General features: G+C 42.9%; 9 protein-coding genes. All 9 read right to left on the bottom strand.

The window, feature by feature from the left end; genetic code table 11:
* Nucleotides 1-19 precede the first annotated feature (19 nt).
* Nucleotides 20-1,000 (bottom strand): TonB family protein, encoded by a 981-nt coding sequence (locus CCS90_RS10300; protein WP_099019488.1) that lies wholly within the window; start codon nucleotides 998-1,000, stop codon nucleotides 20-22.
* Nucleotides 1,001-1,084: 84 nt separating this feature from the next.
* Entirely contained in the window at nucleotides 1,085-1,879 is a 795-nt protein-coding gene (locus tag CCS90_RS10295) for an enoyl-CoA hydratase-related protein (protein WP_099019487.1), read from the bottom strand.
* Between the two features lie 14 nt (nucleotides 1,880-1,893).
* A complete protein-coding gene (locus CCS90_RS10290; protein ID WP_099019486.1) occupies nucleotides 1,894-3,501 on the bottom strand; it encodes a carboxyl transferase domain-containing protein in 1,608 nt (535 codons plus the stop codon).
* Between the two features lie 3 nt (nucleotides 3,502-3,504).
* Nucleotides 3,505-4,698, bottom strand: coding sequence for a thiolase family protein (locus CCS90_RS10285; RefSeq protein WP_099019485.1), 1,194 nt, complete (start codon nucleotides 4,696-4,698; stop codon nucleotides 3,505-3,507).
* Nucleotides 4,699-4,729: 31 nt separating this feature from the next.
* Nucleotides 4,730-5,893, bottom strand: coding sequence for an acyl-CoA dehydrogenase family protein (locus tag CCS90_RS10280; protein ID WP_099019484.1), 1,164 nt, complete (start codon nucleotides 5,891-5,893; stop codon nucleotides 4,730-4,732).
* Nucleotides 5,893-7,005 carry a Glu/Leu/Phe/Val dehydrogenase dimerization domain-containing protein gene (locus tag CCS90_RS10275; protein WP_099019483.1) on the bottom strand — a complete coding sequence of 371 codons (1,113 nt, stop codon included), beginning with the start codon at nucleotides 7,003-7,005 and terminating at the stop codon, nucleotides 5,893-5,895. Before CCS90_RS10275 ends, CCS90_RS10280 begins: the two co-directional genes overlap by 1 nt.
* A 225-nt stretch (nucleotides 7,006-7,230) precedes the next feature.
* Entirely contained in the window at nucleotides 7,231-8,319 is a 1,089-nt protein-coding gene (gene pheA / locus CCS90_RS10270) for a prephenate dehydratase (protein WP_099019482.1), read from the bottom strand.
* Nucleotides 8,320-8,483: 164 nt separating this feature from the next.
* On the bottom strand, nucleotides 8,484-10,739 hold the full coding sequence (locus CCS90_RS10265; RefSeq protein ID WP_099019481.1) for a beta-propeller fold lactonase family protein: 2,256 nt from the start codon (nucleotides 10,737-10,739) through the stop codon (nucleotides 8,484-8,486).
* A 2-nt stretch (nucleotides 10,740-10,741) separates the two neighbouring features.
* A complete protein-coding gene (locus CCS90_RS10260; RefSeq protein WP_099019480.1) occupies nucleotides 10,742-19,081 on the bottom strand; it encodes a hypothetical protein in 8,340 nt (2,779 codons plus the stop codon).
* Nucleotide 19,082 lies beyond the last annotated feature (1 nt).

Below are 19,082 nucleotides of genomic sequence, written 5' to 3'. Positions count from 1 at the left end.
ATTATTTACAGACTTTGGCTTATAAATTAAATTCTACTGTATAAATTCGGGTCATATTTGATGTAATGCCACTGTTACTGGGCGGCTCAAACAACCAATCGTTTACAGACTGCACTGCTGACTTTCCAAAGACTCGGCCTTTCCTGGAAGATTTAACCACAGAAGCGGAAACCACCTCGCCGGAAGGGTTGATAGTGACTTCGACGTCAACCCACCCCTCTAAATTTTCCATAGCCGCTTTAACCGGATACTTAACCGGTGTTTGTTTGACGATGGTCCAATTGTATTCAACCGCTTCTGCAGGCGTCCCTGTCACAACTTCTTCCACAGGAGTTGCATCGATTGCTTCATCATCCAGTGTTTCAATGGCTGTAGGTAAATCGACTGCTACTTCAGAATCATTATCTACCAACTGATCCACTGTGGCTTCTGTATTGGGCTCTATCGGTGTCGTTGCATTGTTTTCTTCTACTATGAGTTCTGCCGGTATAGACTTTTCAACTTCTGCTGGAACAACTTCATCAACAATTGGCTCTTCCTCATCAAACAGATTATTATTGACAACTTCTGTTTGCTCCACAGGCTTAGCATCTACATCTTCAAACAATTCGGTTTCGACAGGTTCAGCAACGACAGCAGGTGCTTCAATTGGCTCTTCTACTACAATAATTTCATCAACAGTCAGTTGACTTTCTTCATCAGTCACCGGAAGTTCTGATGTGGCATCACTTTTTGCCGGTATCTCTGAACTAATGGGCAAACCAATATCGATTTCAGCACGAGGTTTTACCCCAAAATCTGACATATCCAGCTCGATTTCATTGTCAATTTCCGGTTTAAAATCAGGTTTGCTTAAATCATTGGTGGTCTGACGCTCTGGTAGACCTGAAGACCAACTGGGTCTTTTGGAAGGTTCTTCATTTTTTTCATCATCATTTTGAGCTGAAACCACAAACACACATAACAGCAACAAAATGCAGCAATTTATTTTTTTTAACATCTGTTTCTCGGGAAAAACGCTTTATGTATTAATTTTAGCCAAGTAGCAGCCGTTTACAATATTTTTCAAATGAATCGTTAACAATTACCAGCTTACTTTTTCTTTATTTAAAAATGCATTCAACCCCTTCTGACCTTCTACTGACACCCTAACAGCGGCAATCACTTGAGTGGTGTACTCATCAATTTTTTTCTGCTGTGGCAGTGTTCTACCAACCACAGACATCACCAATTTTTTACTGATTTCTTTTGCATTTGGACCGGTAGACTTAAGTAATGACAATTGGTTTTCAACCCATTCATCCATATCTTCATCCGCCAATACTTCTGACACAATGCCAATTAATTTTGCTTGCTCGGCACCAAATATTTCAGCCGTTTGAAAATACCTGCGTGCTTTTCTGGTCCCAATCGCATCGATTACATAAGGTGAAATAACAGCTGGAACCAACCCAAGCTTTGTTTCAGTCAACCCAAACTTAGCTCTATTTTCAGCCACCACAAGGTCACAGCAACAAGCCAAACCAACGCCTCCCCCCAAAGCCAATCCTTGAATTTTTGCAATGGTGGCTTTTGCATTGAAATTTATGGTTCGCATCAAAGCTGCTAATTTTTCAGAATCTTTTTTGTTTTCTTCCTCAGAGGCTTGAGCCATGCTTTTCATCCAATGGACATCTGCACCTGCAGAAAATGACCTTCCATTGGCTTGCAACACAATAACATGTACATCTTTATCGTCGTTTAATTTTTTATAACAAGCCGTTAATTCTGCAATCATTTCAGCATTGAATGCATTGTGCACTTCAGGTCGATTCATGGTGACATAAGCAACGCCTGATTTGTCTTTTTTCAATTGGATGGTTTGGTAAGAATTAAACATACTTTTTCCTTTTATTACATTCTAAAAACGCCGTATTGCACTTTTTTTACATCAGCACATGTACTGGCTTCTATAGCAAGTGACAAAATTTGTCGGGTATCAGCAGGGTCAATCACGCCATCATCCCATAATCGGGCTGTAGAATAGTATGGATGTCCTTGTTGATCGTATTGGTTTTTAATGTTCTGATAAAATGATTCTTTTTCCTCAGAATCCCATTTTTGATCTGACTGATCGAATCCATCTTGTTTTATGGTCGTCAATACAGAGGCAGCTTGATCGCCTCCCATCACTGAAATTCTGGCATTGGGCCACATCCACAAAAACCTGGCTTGATAAGCTCGGCCATTCATGGCGTAGTTTCCTGCCCCAAAAGAGCCGCCAATTACCACAGTGAATTTTGGTACTTGAGCACAAGCCACTGCGGTAACCATTTTCGCGCCATCCTTTGCTATACCTGCATTTTCATATTTTTGTCCAACCATAAAGCCGGTTATATTCTGTAAAAACACCAGAGGTATTTTTCTTTGATTGCATAACTCAACAAAATGAGCACCCTTTAATGCAGATTCAGCAAATAAAATACCATTATTAGCCACAATACCCACTGGGTAACCATTGATGTGAGCAAACCCACAAATCAATGTAGTCCCATATTTGGCTTTAAACTCTTGAAATTCTGAACCATCAACAATCCGCGCAATGATTTCTTTCACCTCATAAGGCGTGCGTGTGCTTTGTGGGATAATGCCATACAATTCATGGGCTGGATACAATGGTTTTCTGGGAGTCTTTCTTTCCAACCAATTGTGCTTGGGTCGATTTAAAAACTGCAAACTGTTTCTTGCCATCTGCAAGGCATGTTGATCATTTTCCGCAAAATGATCTGTGACTCCAGATTGTGATGAGTGCACTTCTGCTCCACCCAGTGATTCGGCATCAACCACTTCTCCTGTTGCTGCTTTTACCAAAGGAGGCCCACCTAAAAATATGGTACCTTGCTCCTTGACAATGATGGCTTCATCACACATCGCTGGGACATAGGCACCACCAGCTGTACATGAACCCATAACCACGGCAATTTGTGGAATGTTTTGTGCTGATAAGTTGGCTTGATTATAAAATATTCTGCCAAAATGTTCTTTATCTGGAAACACTTCATCTTGTAATGGCAAGAATGCACCACCTGAATCCACCAAATAAACACATGGTAAATGGTTTTCCAGTGCAACTTCTTGTGCCCTTAGGTGTTTTTTTACAGTCATTGGGAAATAAGTGCCACCTTTGACTGTTGCATCATTGGCAACCACCACCACTTGTTGACCATGTACCAAACCAATGCCTACCACAACACCTGCTGCCGGCGCGGCGTTTTGGTACATACCTTCAGCAGCCATAGGTGCTATTTCTAAAAATGGACTGCCCGGGTCCAGTAATAAATTGATGCGATCTCTGACCAGTAATTTACCTCTGTCTGTGTGCTTGATCCTGGACCTTTCAGACCCGCCTAAAGATGTTTGTGTCAACTTGAGGTTTAAATCATCAACAAGTTGGCCCATAAAATGGCGGTTTTCATCAAATTGTGTTGATGAGGCATCTATTTGTGTTTTGATGATTTTCATGGTTTAAACCAATTCAATAGCAATGGCAGTCGCTTCCCCGCCACCGATACATAATGAGGCCACACCTCTTTTAAGGCCTCTGTTTTTTAATGCGTGGATCAATGTCACCAATATACGGTTTCCTGAAGCGCCAATAGGATGCCCCAAAGCAGTGGCTCCGCCATTTACATTCACCTTCTCGTGAGGTATTTTCAATTCATCCATGGCTGCCATTGTCACTACTGCAAAAGCTTCATTGATTTCAAACAAATCGATGTCTTCTATCGACCAATTAATTTTTTCAAGTAATTGCTTAATCGCATTAACTGGCGCAGTTGTGAACCACTCGGGCTCATGTGCATATTGGTGATGGCCAACTATTTTTGCCAAGGGCTTAAGGTTGTTTTGTTCTACATATTGGCCCGATGCCAATAAGGTCATTGACGCACCGTCAGATATTTTTGAAGCATTGGCTGCAGTGACAGTCCCATTTTCTTGTCTAAAAGCGGGTCTGAGCATAGGAATTTTATTGATGTCACATTTGGCAGGTTCTTCGTCCTGTTTGATGATGACAGATTCTTTTCGGTTTTTAACCGTAACCGGCACAATTTCATCTTCAAATGCACCCGACTTGATGGCTTGCATGGCGCGTGTAACAGACTCAGCTGAAAAGGCATCTTGTGCTTCTCTGCTGTATTCATATTTATCTGCACAATTTTCTGCAAATGCACCCATCATGTTGCCATCATAAGGGTTTTGCAATCCATCGAAAAACATGTGATCCAACATCTGAGCGTGACCCATTCGATAACCACCACGAGCTTTAGGCAACAAATAAGGAGCCATGGTCATGGATTCCATGCCTCCAGCAATCACTAAATGTGCTGACCCAGCTTTGATGGTGTCATGGGCCATCATGACAGTTTTCATGCCAGAACCACAGACTTTGTTAATGGTGGTGCATTTAACTGACAATGGAAGCCCAGCTTTTAACACCGCTTGTCTGGCTGGTGCTTGTCCTAGACCCGCAGGCAAAACACAACCAACCAATGCCTCTTCAATGTCATTGGGATTAATACTCACTTCATCCATGGTGGCTTTGATAACTTCAGCACCTAATTGAGTAGCAGGTGTATTGGCAAATTGGCCTTGAAAAGATCCTATTGCACTTCTTTTGGCTGCCACGATGTAAACACTGTTGTCTGTTTGTTCAGTCATTAATTTTCTCTTTATCAATATATCAAAAACTTCATGCTTTCGCGTTTCTATACAATTCACGCCCAATCAACATCAATCTGATTTCATTGGTTCCAGCACCTATGTCATAAAGTTTGGCGTCTCTTAGTAATCGACCTGTGGGGTATTCATTGATATACCCATTACCACCTAAAGTTTGGATGGCTTCAAGCGCGACTTGAACTGCAGAACTGGAAGCAAAATACAAACAAGCCGCTGGATCTAATCTAGACTCAATCCCGAGATCATAGTCCTTAGCAATGCCATAAGCAAAATATCGAGATGCTTGTAAATCGGTATACATCTTGCCTATTTTGGCCTGCATCAAACCAAACTGCCCTAAATCTTTACCAAATTGTTTTCTTTCAGCCGTATATGGAACAGCAGCATCCATCGCTGCTTGCATGATGCCAATTGGCCCACCTGACAAGACCAATCGTTCAGTATTGAGTCCGCCCATCAAAATAGTCACACCTTGATTTACTTGCCCCAATATTTGTGATTCATGAATTTTACAATCTTCAAATACCAACTCGCAGGTATTGGAACCACGCATTCCAAGCTTATCAAGCTTTTGAGCTGTTGAGAAACCTGGCATGCCCTTTTCAATCAGAAAAGCTGTCATACATTTTGAACCCGCTGATTGATCGGCCGTTCTCATGTAGACAATCAGCACATCGGCATCTGGCCCATTGGTGATCCACATTTTATTGCCATTGGCAATCCAGTATTCACCATCCTTGACGGCGGTACAACTCATTGAACCAACCACATCAGAACCTGCACCTGGTTCGCTCATGGCCAAGGCACCAACATATTCACCCGAGCACAGCTTGGGCAAATATTGTTGTCGCTGTGCTTCAGTTGCATGCTTATACAGGTTGGTTACACAAAGGTTTGAATGAGCACCGTAGGATAAACCAACCGATGCAGACCCTCTGGAAATTTCTTCCATCGCAATCAAATGTGCAAGGTAGCCCATTTCTGAACCACCATATTCACCTGGCACTGTCATTCCGAGTAATCCAAGATCACCCATTTTTTGCCATAAATCGGCAGGAAACAGATTGTCCTGATCTATTTTTTCAGCTCTGGGAGCAATTTCTTCAGCCGTAAATTTTCGAACCGTGTCTCTTAACAGTTCTAATTCTTCGGACAATTGCACATCTATATTCATCAAGCGTTACCGTTTTTTGATCGCCCAGAGAATTTAACATTCTTCTGACACATAAAGGGTAATTTTACACGACCCATTTTCTGAATGCGCTCTTCACCCATTCTGTCAGCGGCTTTCCATGTTGCAATGCCATCTCTTTCTGCAATTTCAAAAATCTTAATGATGCTGTAATAAATGTTACGAGTCATGCGCATGGCACGTTCGCGGTTATAGCCTTCTAGCTCAATCGATACATTCATCAAACCGCCTGCATTAACAGCATAATCCGGAGCGTAAATCATGCCTTTTTGTTCTAATTCATCACCGTGTCTGGTTTCAGCCAACTGGTTATTGGCACTACCACAAACAATATCAAAACCAAATCGGTTGATGGTTTCATCATTCACTGTTGCTCCCAAAGCACACGGTGAATATACATTGGCATCTACATCATATATATCGTCCAGACCCACCGCTTCACAGCCATATTCATCCACACATTTCTGCACAGCCTCATCGTTAATGTCAGTAACAAATATTTTTGCACCGTCTTTGTGTAACAGTTTCACCAGCTCCATGCCTACGTGCCCTACACCTTGTACGGCATAACTGTAATCACCTACATTTTGATTGCCATATTTCTTTTCTAAACTGGCTTTGATACCTTGATAGGTGCCATAAGCAGTAAATGGAGACGGGTCACCTGAACCACCATGTACTTGATGTACACCAACCACATTATCAGTTTCTTGAAAGACATACTCCATATCATTGACATCAATGCCGACGTCCTCAGCTGTGATATAACGACCACCCAGCGAGTCCATGAAACGACCAAATGCTCTGAACAATTCTTCTGATTTATCAGTTTTTGGGTCTCCAATGATGATCGATTTACCACCGCCCAAGTTCAAACCAGAAACAGCGGCTTTATAAGTCATGCCTCTAGAAAGACGCAACACATCATTCAATGCTTCTTGCTCTGTTTTGTATGGCCACATACGCAAGCCACCAAGCGCAGGGCCCAGTACTGTATTGTGAATGGCAATTATGGCTTTTAATCCCACATCTTTGTTATGACAAAATACGACTTCTTCATGTTCTGTCTTATCAATGGTCTCAAAAATATTCATGTTTAGTCCTCATTAAACAGCTGTGATACAGCTCTTTTTTTGGTTATTTGAAAAGATTCTATAATAATTGAATCAAAAGTGTCCCCCTCCAAAGCATGACTGGCATCAATCCGCTGATGCTTGAATTGAAGGAATTTGAGTGAATTTCAAGAAGATTCACGCCCATAACGAGCGCGCGCAATTATACAACAACTGAATTAACTTTTCATTAAATTGCCTTGCAGATTAAACTGATTTTGGATAAGAGCCCAGCACTTTCAAATTAGATGTAAACCTTTGCATCTCTGCAATCGCTTGGGACAAGTTTTCATCCTCAACATGCCCTTCAACATCGATAAAGAAAACATAGTCCCACTTGCCTCTCTTGGACGGCCTGGATTCAATCCTTTTCATGCTGATGCCATGATCGTTAAGTGGCTTTAAAATTTGAAACAACACGCCAGGTTCATCTTTACCAGCCACCATCAATGAAGATTTATCATCACCACTTTTGGTTAGCAGCTGTTTCCCAATCACCAAGAACCGTGTGGCATTATCAGCTTGATCTTCAATGTCTGAATGAAGAATTTTCAATCCATACATCACGGCTGCAGATTCCCCTGCAATGGCGGCTGCATGTTCATTGAAAGAGGCTTTTCTTGCTGCCTCCGCATTGCTGCTGACAGCAACTGTTTCAATGTGAGGGGCATGTTCTCTAAGCCATGAGCGACACTGCGCCAAGGATTGACGGTGAGAAAAAACAACATTGATGTCCTTTATCAATGCTTGTTTTGACATTAAGTTGTGATGGATGGGTAAATCTATTTCACCGCATATTTTTAATGGGGAACCAATAAACATGTCTAAAGTGCTGTTCACCGCACCTTCAGTTGAATTTTCAATTGGCACTACACCAAAATCTGCTATACCAGCTTCAACTTCAGCAAACACGCGGTCTATGGTTGATTCAGGCATGGCTTTGACTGAATGACCAAAGAAATTGTATGTGGCCATTTCTGAAAAAGTACCTTCAGGACCCAAAAAAGCAATGTTCAAAGGTTTTTGTTGAGCCAAACAGGCCGACATAATCTCTTTAAACAGCCTGATTAACGACTCATCTGACAAAGGGCCTTGGTTACGTTGTTTAACCGCTCTTAACACCTGTGCTTCACGCTCAGGGCGATAATAGAACCCACCTGAATCTGATTTTGCTTTACTTTGTGCCACTTCATTGGCTATTTGAGCACGTTTCGAAATCAATGACTGTATGTTGGTATCAATGTCATCTATTTGAGTCCTTAAACTATTGAGCCATTGTTGATTGTCGTTAGCCATGGTTTTGTTTCAGTTGATAATCATTGCATTCTAACCTGATTAAGAAATTGATTGAAACTAGATTTTTTCATATCTCATATAAAACAGTAATTCAGGATTGATACACAAAAAAAGCTGGCAAACTGCCAGCTTTTTTAGGGATTAAAAATTAAGATACCGGGTGATTATTCAAAACCATCTTTAAATATCAAGTTATACAAATGCGTGTTGAAAATTTCAATGGCATTATCTACTCCGGCGGCCACCAAAAGCCATCGACCCGTCGAATCTAAATCCAAAGCCACTGGGCCTGCCATTGATTCAATATCCCTGACATCATCTTGTTCAATATCAGCGAATGTCAATTCGCCAAAATTTGCGTCACTGCTGATTTTATTGCGCTCAAATGTAACCAAACTTGAGTCTTCAAATCCAAGTACATACAAACGGCTGTCATCATGACTACCTAGCAAGGCTGTGGGAGAATCGAGTCCAATAAAATCATCGTTTTCTTGAGAGAAAACGGTTGTAAAGGTTATCACTCCATTGACTGATCGATCAAACCTAACAATCGAATCGCTGGCACGGCCAAGTACATAAACTTGACGATTGTCATTTGACACAGTCACCGCTTTGGCGCCGCCTAATCCTGAAATGCCTGAAACTGCATTTTTAAAGGACTCTTGGAAGCTTAACAGGCCGGTAGCAAGGTCACGGTTAAACACCGACATTGAAGATGAAAAATCAGAGGCCACAAAAACTTGCATACCATCTGGACTAACCACCACATCTAAGGGCCTGTCCATAAAACTGACGGGAGGACCTTGATCACTTGGGTCATTAACACCTTGCAGCTCTGTTTCCAGATGAGTCAAACTGCCATCGGTTGAATTGATTTCAAATACCAACAGGCTGTCTGATTGACTACCAACAGCATATAAATGTGAGCCATCAGGGCTGATGGTTAAACCATAAACACCATCAAGTCCAATGTCATCCGGCGTTCGGTTTTCAATGGTTTGAGTCAAGCTTAATACACCAGAATTGGTGTCACGCTGGATTGACATCAATGCTTGATCACCACTGGCTGCAGCATACATAAAGCGACCATCCGCGCTCAGGGTAATGTCTCTGATTAAACCAAAGAACCCAGATTCAAAACCAGGTGTTGAAGAATTGATTGTTTCTTGGTGGGTTAAAACACCATTAGCAAAACCAAATTTCAATAAACTGCCACCATCAGACAATGTTGAAACATAAACATGTTCACCATTGGGACTGAATTGAACATCTGAAGGATTGATCAAATCAGGAACGTCATCACTGGTAACCCGTCCGTTTTCTGTGGTTTGCTCTTCTTTATTGGCATCCAAAATAAATGCTGATAACTCAGAGTAAACCAAGGTAGTGTTCACTGGATTACTGAGTTGTAAGGTCATGCTTTCTAAGCCTTCATCGATGGCATCAGCCAGAAAATCAATATTAACCATGGCGGTTGTTTCTCCCACTGGTATAACAATTTGTCCACTGCTAGATACAAAATCGACATTGGCAACTGCAGAACCACCCACCGTTTGGTAATTGACCCTGACTTCTTGGTCATAAGCCCTTGAAAGTTTAAATTCGAAGGCTTCGTTCAATACCCCTGAATCTGGCTCGAAGACCACCATATCATAACCCCTGAGTTCAGGCTGACCATCATTGTCTAAAATAGTGGCTTCTCCCCTGTCAAATTGAATGATGCCATTTTGTGCATTTGACAATACTATATCAAATGTTTCACTCAATTCGATTAAGGTGTCTCCACATACTGGAATACTGATTTGTGTCTGTGATTGTCCGATTGGAATCAATGCAGTACCGCTGCTATTCAAATAATCCACATCAAGATCACAACTGTCACCGCCAATCGCTGTACCATCAATGTTCTGCCAGTCTACGGTTACGTCACTTTCAGCCACACTCGATAAAGTGATCGTCATGAATAAATCCACTTGACCACTGTCAACTTCAGTCACTGAACCTGGCGATATGTTAATGACTGAGGCACCATTGGCTAAATTGATTGGATCAATATCCAGCCTTTCTGCAACACCATAATCACCAATCAATACATCAGCCACTAAATTACCATCAATAAAAATGGATGCGGGATCGCCCGGACGGGCTTTGCCAAAAGTGCGAGGATCGTTGTTATCCATCGGCACCCTCAATGCATACAAACCATTTAGGTTTGTATCTCTTCCCATTGAATATTTAGCGACCGTTATTAATTGATTGTTGAGATATATCGAAACCTCAGATTCAGTGGCCAAAGGGCCACCAAACCAAGTTGCGGTTCCATATAAAACATAATCAGGTTGAGACAACTTAGCTTCACTGTCTACAGGTACCATGAATAACATCAAACTTAAGCAAATTACTTTCATATAATTTTTCATGATTAATTTCCTGAGTATGAATAAGTTGTAAAGAACAGGTGAATATCGCTGACACCATTGCCATCTCGATCTCCGCCTCCGCCTGGAATCAGTTGTCCGTTAATAAAGGTGTCTAAGCCATCATCTGGATCATTGAGGAAACTGGCTCCTGGAATAATCATCATCCATTTACCATTCCAAACAGAACGTCCAATCAATCGTGAACTTGAAATGATTTGGCTTTGATCAAATGGCTCAGAGTAATGATGTGCCAGATATTGAGAATACCTTCTGATCTGTGTTGAATCACCTATCTGATTATCAACTGATGGTAACCAGTCGAATTGATCTAAATCATTGGCACCAAGCGGTAAAGGCACCGGTATGGTCTGATCTAAAATCTGCCATTCTCTGACACTGAAATTATCTGCTGCTGGCGAGCGCATCATGTCTGGACCCACTGGGAACAAATACATGCGCGGTGTGTTAGCCAATGGCAACGGCGCATAATCTTCGAACCATGTCCCCACGCCTCTGATTCTGGTCGAGAACTGACTAGAGTCATAGGCACTGTCATTAGGACCTAACTCATTACCAAAGAAGTTCAAACCAAACAACACCGAGGTATTGAAAGTTAAAACAATCGCTGGTTGAGGGCCTGCTGTTTCATCAGCAAATGGTCTGGCGTACCTTCTGAACTCTGGAATATCCCACAAGTTATCAACTCGATTGTCCTCTAACAATGCACGCCAACTGTCGTCCGAATCTTCATTGTCAGCAATTCTAAACAGCTCATAGCGCAAGGAGAATCTATTGGTCTCTACTTGCGGGTTATTGAAACCCATTTGACCTTTCAATACGTCAAAATTCAGTTTCATCCGAGCCATTGGATCTGCCAATCCTCTTGAACCGGCAACCGGTGCATTGTTCAAAATTTGACCTATGGACCGTTCACGAACGATGTCTGTTAAGAATCCTTGACCACCTTGTGCATCGGAACCTAATAAGTTGGTATCGTAATCATACGCTGATGCGGCAAGGTATACATATTTGGCAGCTTGATCAAAAGCAGCTCGGTATTTTTGCAAAGCATCATTTCTGAAGATGCGGAATGCCATGTCTTCATATCGATACTCTTGGATAGCCGCTGAACCCTGTCTGCGGAATGAAGCCAATTGCTCCATCACCTGTAGACCTTGGGTTAATGTGGTGTTGTATTTACCAATCAATTGTTGGGCGGCTTCTGCTCTGGAATAAATTTCTGCTCTCAAAGCAGGCTCTTTCCTAACCAAAGCGCCAATTTCACCGGCCACATCATAAAGCTCTAATGTGTTTTCATTCAATACGATGCGATCTTCTGCTGCACTGGCTACTTTTTCAGCTGCAAATTCAACACTGCTCGCGGCAATTTCCAAGCCATCAGACACTTTGTCTATGGCGAATGCAGCGGTGGTTCCGCCGATCTCAATGCCACAAACCGCACCTGATAAGAAGTCACCACCACCGGCCAAACCAGCAATGGTATTTCTTGGAATACACTTGGCCGTGTCGGCAAAGACTTCATCCACCACTTCAGCAGCCATATGACCAACAGCCGCAGCGGTATTTAATCCAAAGGCCCAATCATTAAGCGTTTGAATCTCATTGCTGGCATCATTGGCAATGTCCATGGTGTTTTCAGTGATGTTGAAAGTGGCCTGTAAACCGTCGATGGCATCAGCAACGTCTTGACGCAAAATATCATAAGCAATCATTGCTTTACGAACATTCACTCTGGCCTGAACCATTTCATTTTGAATTTCTTGCAATTTACCAACTGCACGTCTTGAACCGGTCCATGACTCGGGTTTAGCAAAAGCAAAACCCAGATCTGCAGATTCAACAGTCCGGTATTTGACATCCAATGAATCAGTCAAATCCAATTCACCCAGTGCACAGCCTTGTCCTAATGGGTTGTCATCACAACCTTCACCGGGTGGTGCTGCATTGGCATCAGCTGGGCCCAGGTCGAAGAAGTTAATACCTCCTGAAGCTGGGGAAAATGTACCAGTAAATTCCTTGACCACACCAATGGTGTTGGAATCTGGATCATACCCAGAACAATTGCCATCGGCATCGACTTCAGTACAAGTGAAATCAAATTCAGTTCCTGCCAAAGCGGGTGCATCTATATACATATAGTGAGCCCAATCAGGACCAGAATAACCGGCAGGATAAGTCCCACCAGGACCGATGTCATCGTCATAAGGCAACCCAAATATTTCGATCAAACGATTATTAAAATCATTTTCACTGAACCTGGCATCACGAGATATGTCTTCAACACCGTCTTGATTGAGTCGCATCATGTTGGTAATTTGATTGGCAAAATCCCACACGTCGACCAAATTTGTCATGGCGTCTTCAGCCCGTTGATAAACTTGTTCAAAATGAGTTTCACCCCGATCCACGGCATCTGGATCGATATCAAATGGCACCACGCCACTGGCTAAACCCAGAGGATTCAATCCTCGGTCTGCCTCATCGATTTGACCTTGTATGTCTATAAAATGAGAGACCATTTCATTCAAACCCAAGATGTTCTTTCTTTCAATCTTTTCAATGCCTGTATGATCGGGATCGTTGTCTTCTGCTGGAATGATGGCATTCGCTGTAACCCAATCGAAATAAGCGCCCATTCCTGCTCTTCTGGCCCAACCACTGACACCCCATGCGCGATCTTCGTCACTGTCCACATAACCTTGGTATTGACCCGATGGATCTTCTACATAGGCTGAACGATAGGTTAAATCAACCACTTCAGCGCCTACTCTGGCTTTGGCGGCTGCCGTTTCTACAAATTGTCGTTCATCAAGGAAGTCTACTTGTGTCGGTTGACCAGCAATCGTAATGGCTTCTGCTTTGGCTTCCCATGTGTAAAACGGATGTCTGAGCAAATCATAATAAATGTCGGTTGCGGTTAAATAATGACCCCATGCATCACCATGCCCCTGAGGGTATTGGATTTTTGCATCGAATTCATCTATCACGCCGCTGTCATTCACATCATAGATGTTGTATGACAGGGCATAAGCCACTTCACCATCACCGGTGGTGAAATTCCACAACAAGCGATTGTAAGCAGGTTGAGCCGTAACTGCCGATTGGCTGTCATCCCTACCTCTTAATAAATGAAGCTCTTCAGACAACAAGGAATCCAATTGATTTTGGAAGTTAAAGATGGTTGGTGCCAAAGTGAATGTACCACCTTCGGTGCTGATTCCAATCATTGGATCTTGCGCATCGGCATAGGCTTCATTTCCTAACAAGGTATAAAAGTCCACCAGCCTTGAAGCCACCAATAAGATCGCTTTGTTCGCAGGTCCGTAATTAACCGGAGGCGTCGAATCAACACTCAATGCCATGGCCCTGCGCATCACTGTTGTATAGGCTTCAATCAAACCAATGCTATTTAAATTATCAGGATCGTTATTCATGGCGATATCACCTTCATAACGCTTGCCTAACTGCACCAGCATGCTGGCATAGTTATTAGTGGCTGCTTGAGCAAAGTTTTGTACCCTGGCTTCAAATGGATTCAAACGTTTTAACACTCGTTTGACCCAACCTTCTGCCAATTGAGCTCGTTCATCAAGTGGTGTACCACCCGGTTGACCGGCCCATAAACTCCATTCTGTTGCATTATTACAAGCCGGTAAACCACGGTACCTGGCGACATACCAATTATCAGACAAGGTTTGAATATTGGCACCAGCTATGGTGATTTCATTGGCACCCAATGGCTCATCAACTGGGTATTTTATCCAGCCATTGAGTTGACCATTGGCAGGATTTGGTAATGGCTCAGGTGGCGTGCCATCATCATCTGGATGAAAGAACCACTCAAACTCTAATGCATCTGGGTTACCACCGAAATCACCACTGTGACGCAATACGATTTGCTCATCAAATATATTTTCAGGTGCGATGACTTGGAGCTGTCCTTGATACGATTTATAGATATCTGGAACGGCTGGAGGTAAGGGTGACACCAAACAATCAACCCTGATGATATTCAAGCTCACTGGCAATGGCGTCAGTGAAGGATCGTTGTTGAACGCGATGGTCATAAAACCACTGCCTTGTGCACTGCCCGCTGTTAAAGCACCTTTGATTCCAACTGCTTGGAAGGGTTCAAGTACATAATCATTATTGGCATCTTGGAAACCAATCAACACATCGTCTGCAGTGACTGGGTTTGAAGCTTGACAGACACGGGTACCATCCAAAACCTGTGAGCTGGTACATATTCGCTCGATGCGATTTGGGTTTCTGGTGTATCTGAATAAGGCTTCAATGGCTTGGTCCCATGAACATGAAGATTCAATACCACACTCACCAGAGAAATTAGACTCTTCTGTGCCATCACCACCATTCAATTTCTTCAACTGAACCCGATCATTTTTTGAAATCACATTGGGAATCAGTAAAGGCTCACCAGCACCGGTGTCATCAAACAAGCCAGCAAACAACAATTTATCATTCAATGGATCAAAACTGATGCGTTTTTTGATGGCTGCCGATAATTTAATGGTTCCATCTGCAGACCCTGATATTGATTTGAATCCAGTGGTTTCTAATTGACTGGCAATCGTTTCTGGGATGTCATCTAAATAGACAAAACGAGGAGACAATGGGTCAATCATTTGTGCCAAAGTATCTGATGGCAAAGGTTCTGCCAAAGAATTGTACAAATCATCGTAAACCACTTCAACCGCAGCTTGGTCAGTGATGTTTGGCAAGCCACGTTTGGGTTTGAGCAATGTTTCACCGATCACCAATTGTGGCACATCGGTTGGCCAGGTGATGTCATACCTGACTTTGATTGGATCAGTTGGATTGGCAGTACCACCTTCTTCTTCTGACAGCCTGGCTAACCAAGGTACACATGTGGTATCTAAGTCCGGTTCGCCATTATTATCAATGTCATCTTGCAAATCGTTGTTGTCCAAATCAAAGAAGAATCCAGGTTGTAATGGGTAGTAGTACATCAACTCACCACTGCCGGATGATTTGGCCCAAATCTGCGCTTTGTAATCTTGAAAAAATGGTGGTGGTGGCTGTTCACCAGCCGCTTGACCCACCGCTTTACTTTCAGCACAACTTGGCAGTAATCTGACAGGATATGGTGGTGAGACTGTGGTCGCAGCAACGCCAGTGAACTGGAAGTTATTAAATCCAGCGCCTGTGGCCATGACTTCATAGATTCGGAATTTCCATTCTAAAGCCAATTCATCATAATACTTAACCAAAACATAAGGATCAGATGATGCGCTGTCATCTCCATTCAATTTGTTACCAAAATCTGCACGCAAGGCAAATACCGACTCCACACCCGAACCCGTATTTGATGGGGCAAAGATGGCGTGTTCGTCATTGGGGTTAAAACCGGGCAACAAAGGATTGTCTTGAATATAAAGCGAGACAGATGGGAAGTTCAACGGATCCAAGGGTTCCTGTCCCAGTACTTCGCCACCTTGTTGGCTGGCAATGATGATTTTATCTGGATCAAAGGGCCATTGTGGGTTGTACCTCACCGCTTTATCTGGCCAGTAAACCCCTCTGATGTTGCTGTGATACCAGGCCACGGTTAATTCTCTGCCAACATCTTGTGGTCTTGATGTTTCTATGCGATTGACCGGAATGATTTGACCCGTTCGTGCACCGCGGTTGTAAGCAGCGCTGGTGCCAACGCCATCGTAAAATGCCAATGTATTGAGCACATAGCCGGTGCGACCTATTTCGTTGTGGTAAGTGTCTTCAACTTTGGTACCAATGGTCCAAGGAACGGCATCTTCAAATTTAGGTGCTGAACTGAAAGGAATGGTTCTCACCACTTCAAATTCAACAGGGTATTGAATGATGTCAGGAGCCGGTCCATTGATATAGACCAAAGTTGAAAAGCCGGATGTGTAATTATTAAACACCCTGTTATCAACCGCTGCCGAGCCGCCCGCATAGGCCAAGTCCAACAATAAATAGTCGCCAGATGCTGGCTCCACTTCAACCGGAGTGGTGGCAATGTGAACTTGATAACATTCATCTAAAATCAAATCATCATTTTCATCCAATTCGCCACATATTTGATTTGGCCAATTCGCCGTTCCCGAAGTGATGACCCTGTTTGAATCGCCTGGTGTGGAACTGACACGCCAATGCACTTCTATTTCTTCGAAAGGTTTCAACGGAATTAATTTGGCTTTTTCACCATTGACTGGACCTGCCCAATAAAACATTTTTGAGCCAATTGCATCCACTTGCACGCCTTCGCGATAAAAATCAGGCGTCAAGGCCAAACTGTCTAAATAGGCATTGTTGGGGGCATTCAAGGCTTTACCAATGGGCCAAGCTTCTACTTGGAATGGCCGGCCATCAGTTCCCCAACGCTGAATATAGGTATCGGTTTCGCCCATACCATTGAAACGTTCGTCCAGACCAAAAACGATGCTGGATTGAAAATCACCTGTGATATAGAGTTCAGACAATCCGTTGGTAGAAACGTCTACACCGGTTTCCACTTCGAGCTCACCAATGATGGCTGGGTATGAATCAATTTCATCAAAATAGTCACCACCAGTTAACCAACAAGCCACACCATCTTCATTGAAAGAAACCAAAAACACATCCGAATTGGCATTGGCTGTTGAAATGGTCTCATCTTCAGCAGGATTAACCAAACACTGGTTATCGACCGCGTAGGTCATGTCTCCGGTGAATGTACCAATTTGATATATATTTCCCACATCATCTATGGTGATGCCTTGTCCAACTGAGTTGGTGTCTGTGGTTGGATACCGAACCCAATCACATGAAAAACTGGGTGAAGCCGACATGTCTAAACTGGCCAAGAAAGAACCCGTTTTCAGGCTTTTACTACAATACGAATTATTGGCTTGGGTATTGACTCCGGAAACAATCAAGCTGTCATTGGATTTGCTGTAGGCAATGTCCGAAACCTCTAAATTTGGATTCAAGGCAACTGATGAACTTAAAGTAGGATTAACATCCAAAGTATTACTGATTTCTAAGGCAAATTTCTGTGGCACAATGGTTGAAGTAACTTTGATGTCATCTACATGCCAATAATCCCAACAGTCCCCACTTCCATCTGTAGCAACAAACCCCATTCTAAAATTAGCATGGCTGGCTTGTGCCGCATCGAAGGTGTAATTAATGACTTGATTGGTGCGCGAGCCACCACCATAATACCTTTGTAAAAACTGCCATCCGCTGTATCTAGAAAAATAATATATATCAAAATCTTCACCAGCATCCGGATCTTCACTGAATGAATCTTGTCCTTCCCAAAGGTGGAAACTGACATTAACATAGCTCATCCCGGTGGTATTAATATATGGCGTAGCACTTCCATTTCTCCGTCCAGCAAACTCTAACTTTTTGGTGTTGTTTCCTGGGGTGTTGTGGGGCCATACCCCGTGGATACAACTACCAATAAAATCTGCTTCCCAACCAGTTGGGATGGTGTTAAGGGCCGTCGATTCGAAATCTTCTTCGTACAAATCAAGCGTGCCACCGGATTCACCGAATAAATAGACCCGTCCATTGTCATCAACATCCATGGCCACGGTTTTTTCAGCATAAGTAGAAGCGCCGCCCCTGTTTCGAACCCATTTCCAATCACCATCATGCTCTAATCTGGCGACGAATAAATCGGAAGTCTCAGTAGAAAACGATGTGCTTCCTAATGGCGAACCATTGGCAGTACCAAAGTCAGCCACTTGGCGGTAATACCCACTGATGAAAACAGAACCTTCAATCGGAGGGATCATGGTGCCATCACCTTCAATCGATTTAATTTCAGTGACCGAACTTTCATAACCATTACGACCCACTTTTTCCGCCCAGACAAATGAACCTGATGCATTGATTTTAGCCACAAAACCATTTTTCACGGTGTTGGAAGTGGTGAGTGTTTCCCCACCAAAATCAGTGATTCCATAATGCGAACCACCAATATAGACATTGTCTGCATCATCAACTGTAATGGACGTTGCAATGTCCTCTGATGGACCACCGGCTTTGACGGCCCAGGCAACACTGCCATTGGGGTTGATTTTAATGACATAAATGTCACTCAGTCCTGAACTGTTGAGTTCATGATCACCGAAAAGAACCGTTCCTTCAAACTGACCAATGCTGTAAGTGCTGCCACTTGAAGAAGTAACTATAGCGACAGATTGCTCTTCGCCTGAACCACCACCACCTGTTGGCCAAGCCGCGAATGATATTGGCGACATCAAACAAAGGATCAATAAGGTCAACGCATTAACTTGATTTTTATTTTTAAACATATTTAATTTCATC

Source organism: Marinicella litoralis, from assembly GCF_002591915.1.
Taxonomy (GTDB): domain Bacteria; phylum Pseudomonadota; class Gammaproteobacteria; order Xanthomonadales; family Marinicellaceae; genus Marinicella; species Marinicella litoralis.
The sequence above is the reverse complement of the archived record's forward strand: the minus strand, read 5'-3'. Positions and strand labels throughout refer to the sequence as shown.

What these genes read in the sequence shown, in the direction of transcription:
- CCS90_RS10300 (WP_099019488.1), bottom strand. Translation starts at nt 1,000, where the DNA reads ATGTTAAAAAAAATAAATTGCTGCATTTTGTTGCTGTTATGTGTGTTT.
- CCS90_RS10295 (WP_099019487.1), bottom strand. Translation starts at nt 1,879, where the DNA reads ATGTTTAATTCTTACCAAACCATCCAATTGAAAAAAGACAAATCAGGC.
- CCS90_RS10290 (WP_099019486.1), bottom strand. Translation starts at nt 3,501, where the DNA reads ATGAAAATCATCAAAACACAAATAGATGCCTCATCAACACAATTTGAT.
- CCS90_RS10285 (WP_099019485.1), bottom strand. Translation starts at nt 4,698, where the DNA reads ATGACTGAACAAACAGACAACAGTGTTTACATCGTGGCAGCCAAAAGA.
- CCS90_RS10280 (WP_099019484.1), bottom strand. Translation starts at nt 5,893, where the DNA reads ATGAATATAGATGTGCAATTGTCCGAAGAATTAGAACTGTTAAGAGAC.
- CCS90_RS10275 (WP_099019483.1), bottom strand. Translation starts at nt 7,005, where the DNA reads ATGAATATTTTTGAGACCATTGATAAGACAGAACATGAAGAAGTCGTA.
- pheA (WP_099019482.1), bottom strand. Translation starts at nt 8,319, where the DNA reads ATGGCTAACGACAATCAACAATGGCTCAATAGTTTAAGGACTCAAATA.
- CCS90_RS10265 (WP_099019481.1), bottom strand. Translation starts at nt 10,739, where the DNA reads ATGAAAAATTATATGAAAGTAATTTGCTTAAGTTTGATGTTATTCATG.
- CCS90_RS10260 (WP_099019480.1), bottom strand. Translation starts at nt 19,081, where the DNA reads ATGAAATTAAATATGTTTAAAAATAAAAATCAAGTTAATGCGTTGACC.